This is a genomic window from Rhizobium sp. RU20A (genome assembly GCF_900155885.1).
Taxonomy (GTDB): domain Bacteria; phylum Pseudomonadota; class Alphaproteobacteria; order Rhizobiales; family Rhizobiaceae; genus RU20A.
The window spans coordinates 82796-94905 of sequence record NZ_FTMB01000012.1 but is presented as its reverse complement, the minus strand read 5'-3'; the positions used below and the strand labels follow the sequence as shown (position 1 = coordinate 94905).

The window sequence follows — 12110 nt, the reverse complement described above, 5'->3', positions numbered from 1 at the left end:
AAACGAAGAAGTCCGTCGCTAGCAGCGCCGCCGCCCTCGTTCTGTGAGGCGGTTTCTACTCACCCCACCCCAACCTGTCAACGCAAACATCTCAGGAAAATGACAGAAAATTGGAAGTGGTTGATTATATTGATGTAATTCTAACAAAATCCATCGGCGCGCTGCGGATTGCGCAAAAGACCGGCTTTTCCCGCTCGGGCTCTGCGCCGTCTGTCAGTGCGGGCACCCTGTAAGCCGCCACATCCCGAACGGCAGAAGGCCGGACGCGATGGTCCGGCCTCCCGATCACGTGCGACAATGCGGTGCGATCTCTTACGCCGGGTCCTTTTCCATCCGCTCCAGGCAGTCCCGAAGTTCGAAAATGCAGCAGACGATATGGTAGAACGTGCTGGCCGGAGCGGCTTCATCGACGAAACTGCCGTCGGGGCGCATCTTGTCGAACCAGAGGCCGGAAATCGGGGTTGCGAGGAAACGGTCGAGCGCCGCGGCGGCGCGTTCGGCCGATGCAAGATAATGGGCCCGCTCCTCCCCTTGCGCCATGGAAGCAAAGCGGATCGCGGCCTTCAGCCATTCGGTCTGCGGCCACAGGCGCGCGATCGGGTCGATGACGGCGAAGCGATCGTCCAGCGTCATGATGGCGACATCGCGCTGCGGGCACACGCCGTGGCCGACCGCGATGTCGAACAGGCGGCGGGCAGCGGCGATCGCATCGGCGCGCCCTCGTCGCTCCCCGTACCGGGTCAGCAGCCAGGCCCATTCGAACTGATGGCCAGGCTCGACCACACGACCCTTTTCCCCCTCGAACGGGGCCCAATCGGCGTCGAAGAACTCACGAAGGGCACCGCTTTCGGCATCGATGAAGCGGGTGAGGCAGAGATCGGCGATCTCGTCGGTGAGGTTCGCCCAGGTCACCTTATCGAACCCCTCGGTCGCCTCGCTGGAGAGGGCCGCCTCGAAGAGATGCATGTGCGGATTGGATCCGAGCGGAAAGCGCGGCGGGTTATCCTCGTGGAAGCCCGCCTCCGGATGGCGGCAGCGGGCCTCGATATGCGAGAGAAGCATGCGGCTGCGCTCGGCCATCTCGTCACGCCGGTGCGGAAGTGCATCGGCAAGATGCGAGAAGGCAAGGAAGGCAAAGGCGTGATTGTAAAGATCGAAGCGATCGTCGATCAGAGTGCCCTTCGCATCCGCCAATGCGCCGAAGAGACCGTCCGGCCGTGCGAAGACCCGGTCGAAGCCCTCCAGCCCCTGCTCCGCCGCGCTGCGCCAGTCGCCCGTCCAGCCGCGATGGCCGGCCTCGGCGAAGCAATAGACCTGACGCGGCTGCACCCGGGCGCGGTGATGGGCGTCGGTCGGCTGCCCCTTCATGTCGATGGTCTCGACAAAGCCGGTCTCTGGTCCGGTAAAGCCGCGTTCGCGCCAAAGCGGCAGCGCCGCTTCGAAAAGCCAGGTGGTCAGGCGTTCTGAAACAGCCTGAAGAGCCGTTACTGTCGTCATGAAAATATCTCCAACGAAAATAATCTTCATTCCAAGGGACCCGGACAGGTCGATCCAGCGTCCTTTGGACGGAAAAGGCCGGGCACGGACAGGCCGCTCCGGCATCTGAAAAACCTCACGCCAGCCGAAGGCTGGCGAAATCCTTGTCGAGCAACCGCGAGAGGGCCTCGACCGCAAGCTGGTGATCCTCACGCTGCGGCAGACCGGAAACGGTGAGCGCCCCAATGCAGCCGGCTCCCTTCACGACGATCGGGAAACTGCCGCCATGGGCCGCGTAGTCAGCCTCCGCCAGGCCGAACTTGCCGGCAAGCGTCACCTGCTGCTTGGCCAGCATCAGACCTGTTGCATAGCTGGAGCGCAGGAAGCGGAAGACCGTGTTGCGCTTGCGGCGCACCCAATTGGCATTGTCAGGCAGGGAACCGGGAAGTGCGGCATAAAAGAGCGGCATCGAAAACAGCGTCACATCCACGACGATACCGAGCTGGCGTTCGATTGCAAGGTCGCGCGCCGCGGTGCCAAGCGCAAAGGCGACATGCGCATCGAAGCTGTCGAACACCAGCGTCGCTTCCTGCTCGGAAATTTTTGAAAGATCCTCATCCATCGCCATGTCTGCCTCCCCTGGACCCGCGCGGCGGGCCTTGATAGTTACCCGTTGTCAATCCTGCCACAACCATGCGGCGCCGCGCACGCCCGAACTGTCGCCATGCATGGCCTTGCGGATCGGTGTGGCAAAGCTGTCACCAAAAAGATAGCCGGTGATCCGCCCCGGAAGAGAATCATAGACCTCATCCACATTCGAAAGACCGCCGCCCAGCACGAAGACATCGGGATCAACGATGTTGGTCAACAGCGCAAGGCTGCGTGCCAGTCGGTCCACGAAGCGGTCGAAAGCGGCGACGGCCGCAACCTCGCCCGCCCGCATGTCGGCGATGATGTCGGCACCGCGCTTTTCCGTGCCTGTTGCCGTCAGGTAATCCAGTTCAAGCCCCGTCCCGCAGGCATACATGTCGAGACAGCCGTGCTTGCCGCACCAGCAGCGATGCCCCGGAAACTCCTCCGGCCGCATCCACGGCAGCGGATAATGGCCGATTTCGGCGGCGATGCCCTGAAAGCCGGCATGCACCTTGCGCTCGATCGCGATGCCGCCGCCGTGGCCCGTGCCGATGATGATGCCGAAGACGACGCGCGCATCACGCCCCGCCCCGTCCACGGCTTCGGAGACAGCAAGGCAATTGGCATCGTTGGCGATGCGCACGGGACGGCCGAGCGCCGCCTCGAGATCGCGTCCGAGCGGCTTGCCGTTGATGAGCACAGCGTTGGAATTGCGCACCAGCCCAGTGCGCGGATTGGGACTGCCGGGAATGCCGACACCCACCGTTCCCGTCGCGTCGGCGGTTCGCTCGGCCTCAGCCACGAGATCGCGCACCGCAAGGATGCAATCCTCGTAGCCGGTCTTCGGCGTCGGCACACGGTGGCGCGCCATCACGACGCCGTCATCTCCAAGCGCAATGACCTCGATCTTCGTGCCGCCCCAGTCGATCCCGATCCGCATGGTTTCCCCGCATTCCGAACCTGGCGCGCCGACAGTTGCAAAAGCCTGGCGCGAACCGCGCCGTTGATAGCCCGCCCGCGCCCCGGCGGCCAGCCCCCACGCGCGCCGGACGACAGGAAATTGGTGTGCGCGCCGACCAAGCACCCGATCGCCCGTTGATCCCCCCGCCCATCTGATTTATGGAGAGGTCGTTGTCCACGTAGCTCAGCAGGATAGAGCACAGGATTCCTAAAATTGGGGGTTGTGCAGGGAAACGGCACAATCGATCTGCTCAAAGTCGGGGAACGCTTCGCCTCACGGCATGCCAATCCCGAGCCAAGCGCCGCCACACCGGCGGCGAAGGTGTAGAGACTGGACGGGCAGGGCCTAACGACTTCGGTCCATGGCCAAGGGACAGTCCAGACCACGAACGCATCGTCACGGACGACGCGGCGGCGGCGAAAGCCGAAGTGGGATGAATCCTGGGGTCGGAGGTTCGAATCCTCTCGTGGACACCATTTTCCGAGTGTCCATACCGGATACATAGGTGACACTTCGTACCTAAGACATGGGTGACAACCTCGTGCCGAACGGGTTGTCGATGGTTTGGTGACAAGGGCGTCGCGATCATGGAACGGGTATTCGATCTCGGGCAGCCCGTCATACCGACGCGGCGATGGCGTGTAGACGTCGTTCGGCACCTTCATCGCCAAGGCTTCATGCGGCCGTTCGGTGTTGAATTCGTTGATGAACGCATCGAAGCGTGCCTGTTGCTGCAGCATGTTGCGTCCCGGTGGCCGGGTGGCTTCCTTCTTCAGCGTCAGGTGCATGCGCTCGTGGCGGCCATTCTGCTGAGGGTGTCCCGGCTTGATCCGTTCCAGCGCGATACCGAGTCTGAGCCAATAGACCGACAGTTTGGACAGGGTGTAGAGCCCATTGGGGCTGGCAAAGGGCAGGCCATTGTCGGAGCGGATGGCGCGTGGAAGGCCGCGCTCGACGAACAATCGCCTGAAGGCCTCGATCACCCCCTGCTCGCGCGTTGATTCGAAGGCTTCGCAGCACAAAAGGAAGCGTGACGCTTGGTCGGTGACCGTCAGCGGGTAACAGTATCTGGCGTCACCGAGCTTGAATTCGCCCTTGAAGTCGGCACACCAGAGATCGTTGGGAGCCAACGCCATGCACAGCGGCGTGCCCTCGGCCTTGTTCGCCCTGTTCCTATTGCGGGCATGGCTCACAAGGCCGTATCGGTCGAGAACCGCATGCACCGTGCTTTTGGCCGGTATCCGCACGTCGCCAGCAAGCCGCCTGATCAACAGTTCCCTGATCTTGCGGGCACCCCAGTGCGGCTTCTCCTGCCGGCAGCGGACGATCATCGCTTCCACCGCATCCGGCAACTGGTTGGCATAACGCACCGGTCGCCGCGAGCGATCCGTCAGCGCTTCCACCCCGTCATCCTTGTAGCGGTTGAAGATCTTGTAGCCGGTCTTGCGCGATATGCCGAAATCCCGGCAAACCTCGCTCATCCCTTCGCCATCCAGAAGCCGGGCGACAAATCGAAGACGCTCTTCCATAACCGAAGTCTCTCTCCACGGCATCTCCACCTCCCGGACCAAAGCCGAAAAGTGTAACCCATGTCTCCGGTACGACCTGTCACCTATCTCTCAGGTCGGACAGAGTGGTCGAGGTCGGTATGCCTTGCAGCCACACCGACGTGTGGTGGCCAATTGCGGTCGGATTTGGGAACGGCCTGGAAAGCTCCTTCAAGGCAGGGCATGCTTCCCTGAGCCGATCATGGGTCGGCATCTTCAAGGGGGACGGGATCGTTGCAAGAAAATCGCGTTCACCCTTGGATCGATATGTTGTCCGCACCCGTCTGGATGAGCGGCAAGGAGAGACATTTTCGTCTCTGGCGTGGTCTTGTCGCCGAGATGATCGGAGCGCCGTTGGACTATGCCTATGTCCGGCGGACGGTATCCTTCAAGCCGTCGTGCGATCTTGCCGAAATCGAGACCCTTCCCTTCCTCGAGGCACGGGTCACCGATCCCGCCTGGAAACAACCCTCTCCCGCCGAACGGGCCGGCATATGGGAAAGCCTGCCGGAAGAGCCGCTCGAGATCCTTGCCTTGCTGACGGTCCCCGGCGGCATCTTCCCCGTCCGCTACGCCGGCGCCATCGCAGATCGGCTGGATGAACTGGATGCGGTCATTCACCATGCGGGTCTTGGCGCACACACGCATGCTCACGAAGCCGCCCGCGGCTTCTTTCGCGATCTCGCCACGGCAGAGGCAGATCAGCGCATTGTTGCCTCCTACGAGCCATATGGCGCGATCGCTGTCGACCTTCTGGCGCACCCGATCGGCTTGGCCATCGACGGGGCCTGAACGGTCGGTTGAATTTCACTTGCCGATCGAACTCATATATGAGTTAGTGGTCTGCGAAGCGATGAGGACGCTTCAAAGTCCACTTGAGTACAAGTGGGCCCTATAGACATATATCGGGAGCGGAAGCCAGCGGGGCCGATACCCCGCCGCCGGCGGCTTGATCGGGAGGAGAACAGCATGACACAACGTGGCTATGGAGGCCCGCTTCGCTATGTGCAGGGACCGGGCGTCATCGCCGATCTCGGGCGGTACGTCGAGCCGCTGTCGCGGTCGGCATTGATCGTTATCGACGGCTTCTTCTGGGACAGTCTCAGGTCGGAGCTGGAGGCGAGCCTGTCGAAACAGGGCGTTTCGAGCCGCTTCGTGCGTTTTGGCGGGGAATCGACCGACAAGGAGGTCGAGCGCTGCGTCGGGGAAGGCAGTGCGGTCATGGCGGGCGTGGTGATCGGTGTTGGCGGCGGCAAGGCGCTGGATACGGCTAAGATCACGGCCTTCAAACTCGGGGCGCGAATCGTTACCGTGCCGACCATTGCCTCGACGGATTCGCCGACGAGCTCGATCGGCGTCATCTATTCGCAAGACGGCGTCTATGACCGGGTGGTGCGCTGTGGGCGCAATCCGGATGTCGTGCTGGTCGACAGCGCGCTGATCGTGAAGGCGCCGGTTCGATTTCTCGTGGCCGGCATGGGCGACGCCCTCTCCACCTGGTACGAGGCCCGCTCCAACCTCGAATCGCGACGCCGCAACTATATTGGCGATGGTTATGCGGCGACGATCGCCGGCGCAGAGATCGCACGTGCCTGCCATCTCGTTCTGATGCGCGATGGGCGCAAGGCCTATGAAGCGGCCAAGGGCGGACGCCTGACGCCTGCGGTCGAGAACATCATCGAGGCCAACACGCTTTTGAGCGGCCTCGGCTTTGAAAACTGCGGCGTCTCCGCCGCCCATGGCGTACATGACGCCCTGACCGTGCTAGAGCCGACGCATCATTTCTTCCATGGCGAGAAGGTCGCCTTCGGCGTCATCTGCCTGCTCGTGCTGGAAAACCGCGCGCCGGAAGAGATCGAGGAAGCACTGGATTTCTGTATCGACCTCGGCCTGCCGACCACCCTTGCCGATCTTCACCTTCACGACGTCACTCCAGAGGATCTGCTGCGCGTCGGCGAGATCGCCATGCAGCCGAGCAATGTCATCCATTCGGTTCCCGTCGAGCTCAGCGCCCGGCTGATTGCCGATTGTATCTGGACGGCAAGCGCGCTCGCCGAAAGCCGGAAGAAGAAGCGGGGCTGAAACGCCCCGCAGCCGTTAAAGGCCCGCGGCTTTCAAAGTGCGCTATCGAGGAAATACCACTGGTCGAGGTGGGCGCGAATCACGGGTTCGAGGACGTCGTTCAGCATCATGACGTCGTCCATGAGCCGGGCGCCGGGGCTTTCCTCCGGCGGCAGCGTGATGACTGGCAGGCGGTTGAAGGTGAAGTTCACGCCATCGTCGCGCAGCATGTACCAGGGCACGATGCGTGCACCGCCGCGCCGCGCCAGCTTCACGGCCAGCGCGAGATTGCCGTCGAGATGCGGTGGGCGGCCGAAAAACGGGCCGCGAATCCAGCCGCGGAAACCCTCGTCGCAGAACATGCTGACGATGCCGCCCTCCTTCAGCACCTTCAGCGCCGGTTTTACGCCATCTCGCCCCGGCGGCATCAGCACGACGCCGTTGTCGAGCCGCACCTTCTGGGCGATCCAGGCGCGGGCCCGACCGCCCGGCGGCACGTAATTGGCGTTGAGGCGAAGCCCCGCCTCGCTGAGCGGGGATGCCATCATTTCCCAGTTGCCGAGATGCATTCCCGCCAGAACGAGCGGGCCGTCCGCCGCGATCTCGACGAGTTCGTTGACGTCGAGGGATTTGATCCGCCCGGGGGTCAACGCCACGCGGCGGATGATGGAAAACTCCGTCATCAACCGGCCCTGGTTCTCCCAGTTCTTGCGCAGGACCGTCTCCCGCTCGGCCTCGCTCGCCTCGGGCATGAGCACCTTCAGGTTTTCGCGCGCGCGCCGCACGGCCACCTTGTGGAAACGCGGCATGGCGAAAAGGCCGATCTTCGCCCCCGCTGCCGAACAGAGGTCGGTCGGCAGGAGCTTCAGGCCGAAATGCACCGCGAGATCGACGAGATTGTTGAGATTGTCTTTGATGTAATAGCGCAGGAACGCCCGGCGCCGCTCTCCACCGGCGCGAAATTCGGCGAAGGTCGGCGCTGCCGGCGGTTTGTAGACATAGACGGTCTTGCCGGGTTTCGTGCTCACGCGCCGTCCCCCTTTTCAGGCGCTGCGCGGGCGCGGCAGGATGCGCACCGGCAGTCCGCCGCGCGGGCGAAGCGTCAGCCGGCAAAGCGGCTCGACCGCCACGGCTTCGGGCACCTCGACCCGGAAGCGCTGGGCGAGGATGGCCAGGCACAGGATCGATTCCGTCAGACCGAATTGCAGTCCGGGGCAGATGCGGGGACCAGCCGCGAACGGGATATAGCTGTAGGGGATCGGCCGGCGACCGCCGAGGAAACGTTCAGGCTTGAAGCGGTGCGGCTCCTCGAAAAAGGCCTCCGTACGATGCAGGAGCCAGGGAACGATGAGGATTAGCGAGGCCGGATCGACATCGATACCGGCCACGTGATCGGCCGCGCGCGTCTGCCGCGCCAGGATCGGCACCGGCGGATAGAGCCGCAGCGTCTCCTCGATCACGGCCCGGCACCAGTCGAGCTTGGGCACGTCGTCAATGGTCGGCTGGCGCCCGCCGCAGACGGTTTCGATCTCGTCATGAACGGCCTTCTCGACCCACGGCGCGCGCGACAGCAGATACCAGGCCCATGTCAGCGTGGCCGCCGTCGTCTCGTGTCCGGCCATGAAAATGGTGGCAGCTTCATTGCGCAGCGCGATGAGGTCGAGCCCGAGCTCCGGGTTCTTTTGCTGGCGCCGCACGAGCAGTTCTACCATCGACTTGTCGTCGCCCTTGCCGGCCAGATGATCCTCGACCACCTTGTCGATGATGCGGTGGATCTTCTTCACGGAACGGCTGAGCCGCGGCGTGCGCAGCACCGGCAACCCCTCGTCGAAGCCGAGAAAATAGCCGAGATTGATGGAATCGATCAGCGACTGATAGCTGGTGAACCCGTCCGTCACCGAATCGGCCGCCTCCTTGCCGAGGTCGTTGCCGAAGACGCTGCGGGAAATGATCTCCGCCGTCAGGCCTGCCATCTCGTGCAACGCATTGACCACCGTGCCCTCGGGCAGGTTTTCCCAGCGCGTCACGAGTTCGGCCGTCGTCTGCTCCATCACCGGGCCGAAGCTCGGTACCCGGCTTTTGTGAACGATGTCGGTGACGAGCGGGCGCCGCTGCTTCCATGTCTGCCCGTCGGATATGAAGAGGCCGTCGCCCAGCAGGAATTCCAAGGCACGGCGCATCTGCGGCGACTTGCGCTCGAAATTGTCATGGCGGGTGGCGACCACATACTTGATCGCATCGGGCGAATTGACGACGACGAGCTGGCGCCCGAGGATGCGCTGCTGCTGCACGCGGTCGGCAAAGTCCGTTTCGCGCCAGATCGAGAGAAAATCGTGCCGCGCCTGCAGGATCAGCCGCAGCGGCTTGCCGGGCGTGCCGCGGTAATAGTCGGACCGCGCCGGTTCGAAGCGCTCGTCCTCGCGCTTTTCAACGATATCGACCCGTGGCTTGAGCGCCGAAGCGAACGCCGAAAACATCCGCGCATGTCCTCTTCAATCGGGCTGCCCCCGGCAACCTCGGCACTCGATAGCAGCAAACGTCACGCCATCCAACACCCGGTGCGGACACAAAAGGGCCGGGCTGGACGCTTGGGTCCAGCCCGGCCTCACGTCCGGCTCCAGCCGGCCGTTGTCAAAACGCCATTCTTATTCGATGTCGAAGGACACGCCCTGGGCCAGCGGCAGGGCCCGCGAGTAGTTGATGGTGTTGGTTGCGCGGCGCATATAGGCGCGCCAGGCGTCGGACCCTGATTCGCGGCCGCCCCCGGTTTCCTTTTCGCCGCCGAAGGCACCGCCGATTTCGGCACCGGAGGTCCCGATATTGACGTTGGCGATGCCGCAGTCGGACCCGTCAGGCGACAGGAATCGCTCGGCTTCGCGCAGGTCGAGAGTGAAGATCGACGAGGAAAGACCCGCTGCCACCGCATTATGATCGGCAAGCGCTGCATCGAAATCGCTGTAGCGCATGACATAGAGGATCGGGGCGAAGGTTTCTTCCAGCACCGGGCCGCACTGCGACGGCATTTCGACGATGGCCGGGCGCACGTAATAGGCGGTGTCGGCGCCCTCGCTCACACGGTCGCCACCGGTCACCGAACCGCCCTCGGCCTTGGCGGCTTGAAGCGCGTGCTGCATGCCATCGAAGGCGGCCTTGTCGATCAGCGGACCGACGAGCGCCGACGAGGTCAGCGGATTGCCGATCGTCACGCTCTGATAGGCCTTCTTCAGGCGCGGCACGATCTGATCGTAGACGCTGTCATGCACGAAGAGACGGCGCAGCGTCGTGCAGCGCTGGCCGGCCGTGCCCATGGCACCGAAGGCGATGGCGCGCAACGCCATGTCGAGATCGGCCGAGGGGCAGACAATGCCGGCATTGTTGCCGCCGAGCTCAAGGATCGCCCGGGCAAAACGCTTGGCAAGGCGCGGGCCGACCTCGCGACCCATGCGGGTCGAGCCAGTGGCCGAAACGAGCGGTACCTTCGGATGATCTACAAGCACTTCGCCAAGATCGCGCTCGCCAATCAGAACGGAAGATAGGCCTGCCGGCGCATCCGAGCCGAAGCGGGCGATGGCCCGTTCGAGGATGGCCTGGCTGGCAAGCGCCGTCAGCGGCGTCTTTTCGGACGGCTTCCAGACGACCGCATTGCCGCAGACCAGCGCCAGTGCCGCATTCCACGACCAGACGGCGACGGGGAAGTTGAAAGCCGAGATGATGCCGACAACGCCGAGCGGATGCCAGGTTTCCATCATCCGGTGGCCGGAGCGCTCGGTGGCGATGGTCAGGCCATACAGCTGGCGGGAAAGACCGACCGCGAAATCGCAGATGTCGATCATTTCCTGCACTTCGCCGAGGCCTTCCGACGTGATTTTGCCGGCCTCGATCGAAACAAGGCGGCCGAGATCGGCCTTGGCGGCACGCAGCTCTTCGCCGAGCAGACGGATCAGTTCGCCGCGCCGCGGCGCCGGCACCAGGCGCCAGGCCTTGAAGGCCTCGTGGGCCGCATCGATCGCTGCCGCGGCGGCTTCCGGGCTCGTCTTGGCCAGTTGGCCGATCCGCTCGCCGCTCACGGGCGTGAAGGAGGCCATGGTACCGCCGGTATAAAGGCCGGCATCGACCCCCAGCCGGTCCAGAATGCGCGCGGCTTCTGCGGCAACGCCGCCCGTTTCAGTCTTCGTGTCCATTCTCGTCTCCTGAAAGTTCCGTAAGCGCCAAACCCGGCTTTTGCCGGCCGTGCCGTTCGTTCGCGTTCCCTGTGACCATCGCCAAGCGCCGGAACGCGCCCGCCCCTTCCGCTCGCGGCTTGACCGCATTATGGAAGGATGTCGCCGGACTGGACCATAGACCAGACGGGCGCGACAATGTTCGAAGAATTTCATCTATGGTGATGCGGGGCTGGAATGAAGTTGAGCAGACGGCTGGCGCCTGACGTCATCACCTTGCAGGCGTTCGAATGCGCGGCGCGCCACGGCAGCTTCACGCAGGCGGCGACCGAGCTCAATCTGACGCAGAGCGCCGTCAGCCGGCAGATCAAGGATCTGGAACTGCAGCTCGGCGTGCTGCTCTTCGAGCGCATCCGTCAGCGCGTTGTCCTCTCTGAGGCCGGCCGCCGCTTTCTCCCCGAGGTGCGCCGGTTGCTGGCCCAGGCGGAAGAGTTGATGGTGCGCACCATGGCGGCGGCCCGCGCCGATCAGTCGCTTTCGCTGGCCTGCCTGCCCACGTTCGGTAGCCGCTGGCTGATGCCGCGCCTTCCGGATTTTCTTGCGCGCCATCCCGATACGATCGTCAACATTGCCTCGCGTTCGCAGCCTTTTGATTTCGAGGAGCAGACCTTCGACCTCGCCATCCACTACGGCCAGCCCGTCTGGGCCCACGCGACCTGCACCTATCTGTGCAGCGAAACCATCGTGCCCGTCGCAAGCCCGGCTCTTATCCGGACGTTCGCACCGCAAACCTATGCCGACCTCGACGGCGCGCCGCTCCTCCACATGGCGACGCGGCCGAAGCTGTGGGCGCTCTGGTTCGGCGATGCCGGCGTCGATCCGAAGGCCGCCTATCGCGGCCACCGCTTCGACCAGTTTTCGACCGTCATCGAAGCGGCGTTGGCAGGGCTGGGCTTTGCCCTGGTACCGCTCTATCTGATCGGCCAGGATATTGCGGCAAACCGCCTGCAGGTGGTCTTCGACAAGCCGTTCAGGACGGAGAACAACTACTATGTGGTGGTGCCGAACGGCAAACAGGAAAACCCTGTCAGCGTCGCCTTCCGCAGCTGGATTGCAGGTGAGGTCAGCGCCTCGCCGGATGCCCCTGCGATCCTTGCAGGGGACTGAGACTACGGCTAAAAAATGCCACGTTTATCACTCACCCGCCATAACGATCACCAGATCGTGAAGGCAGCGGACACCCCGCTCGGAACGACGCCGGATCGCTCTTCC

9 protein-coding genes and 1 pseudogene are annotated in these 12110 nt (G+C 63.6%); 3 read left to right on the top strand and 7 right to left on the bottom strand.

Annotated features, from left to right (window positions below; genetic code table 11):
• Positions 1–312: 312 nt before the first annotated feature.
• From F3H41_RS19805 to F3H41_RS19790, 4 genes and pseudogenes are all read right to left on the bottom strand, one after another.
• Positions 313–1497, bottom strand: a complete 1185-nt coding sequence (locus F3H41_RS19805) for an AGE family epimerase/isomerase (protein WP_149740417.1) — start codon at positions 1495–1497, stop codon at positions 313–315.
• Between the two features lie 115 nt (positions 1498–1612).
• The gene (locus F3H41_RS19800; protein ID WP_149740416.1) at positions 1613–2104 is read right to left on the bottom strand and encodes a heme-degrading domain-containing protein; all 492 of its coding nucleotides are present in this window, start codon (positions 2102–2104) and stop codon (positions 1613–1615) included.
• A 48-nt stretch (positions 2105–2152) separates the two neighbouring features.
• Entirely contained in the window at positions 2153–3049 is an 897-nt protein-coding gene (locus F3H41_RS19795) for an ROK family protein (protein WP_149740415.1), read from the bottom strand.
• Between the two features lie 540 nt (positions 3050–3589).
• Positions 3590–4623, bottom strand: a pseudogene (locus tag F3H41_RS19790) (IS481 family transposase).
• A gap of 264 nt (positions 4624–4887) precedes the next feature.
• On the opposite strand from F3H41_RS19790, the gene F3H41_RS19785 reads away from it, so the two are divergent.
• A complete protein-coding gene (locus F3H41_RS19785; protein ID WP_149740414.1) occupies positions 4888–5409 on the top strand; it encodes a hypothetical protein in 522 nt (173 codons plus the stop codon).
• 177 nt (positions 5410–5586) lie between these two features.
• Positions 5587–6699 carry a glycerol dehydrogenase gene (locus tag F3H41_RS19780; RefSeq protein WP_149740413.1) on the top strand — a complete coding sequence of 371 codons (1113 nt, stop codon included), beginning with the start codon at positions 5587–5589 and terminating at the stop codon, positions 6697–6699.
• Positions 6700–6731: 32 nt separating this feature from the next.
• Here the strand turns inward: F3H41_RS19780 and F3H41_RS19775 are convergent, their stop codons facing one another.
• The 3 genes from F3H41_RS19775 to F3H41_RS19765 form a co-directional block, all read right to left on the bottom strand.
• Positions 6732–7706: a lipid A biosynthesis lauroyl acyltransferase gene (locus F3H41_RS19775; RefSeq protein WP_149740412.1), complete on the bottom strand. Its 975-nt coding sequence runs from the start codon at positions 7704–7706 to the stop codon at positions 6732–6734.
• A 15-nt stretch (positions 7707–7721) separates the two neighbouring features.
• Positions 7722–9155 carry a cytochrome P450 gene (locus F3H41_RS19770; RefSeq protein WP_149740411.1) on the bottom strand — a complete coding sequence of 478 codons (1434 nt, stop codon included), beginning with the start codon at positions 9153–9155 and terminating at the stop codon, positions 7722–7724.
• Between the two features lie 168 nt (positions 9156–9323).
• Positions 9324–10859: an aldehyde dehydrogenase family protein gene (locus F3H41_RS19765; protein WP_149740410.1), complete on the bottom strand. Its 1536-nt coding sequence runs from the start codon at positions 10857–10859 to the stop codon at positions 9324–9326.
• 216 nt (positions 10860–11075) lie between these two features.
• On the opposite strand from F3H41_RS19765, the gene F3H41_RS19760 reads away from it, so the two are divergent.
• A complete protein-coding gene (locus F3H41_RS19760) occupies positions 11076–12005 on the top strand; it encodes a LysR family transcriptional regulator (protein WP_149740409.1) in 930 nt (309 codons plus the stop codon).
• Positions 12006–12110 lie beyond the last annotated feature (105 nt).

Coding starts and splice junctions, on each gene's coding strand:
- F3H41_RS19760 (WP_149740409.1), top strand. CDS start 11,076: ATGAAGTTGAGCAGACGGCTGGCGCCTGACGTCATCACCTTGCAGGCG.
- F3H41_RS19800 (WP_149740416.1), bottom strand. CDS start 2,104: ATGGCGATGGATGAGGATCTTTCAAAAATTTCCGAGCAGGAAGCGACG.
- F3H41_RS19805 (WP_149740417.1), bottom strand. CDS start 1,497: ATGACGACAGTAACGGCTCTTCAGGCTGTTTCAGAACGCCTGACCACC.
- F3H41_RS19780 (WP_149740413.1), top strand. CDS start 5,587: ATGACACAACGTGGCTATGGAGGCCCGCTTCGCTATGTGCAGGGACCG.
- F3H41_RS19770 (WP_149740411.1), bottom strand. CDS start 9,155: ATGTTTTCGGCGTTCGCTTCGGCGCTCAAGCCACGGGTCGATATCGTT.
- F3H41_RS19765 (WP_149740410.1), bottom strand. CDS start 10,859: ATGGACACGAAGACTGAAACGGGCGGCGTTGCCGCAGAAGCCGCGCGC.
- F3H41_RS19795 (WP_149740415.1), bottom strand. CDS start 3,049: ATGCGGATCGGGATCGACTGGGGCGGCACGAAGATCGAGGTCATTGCG.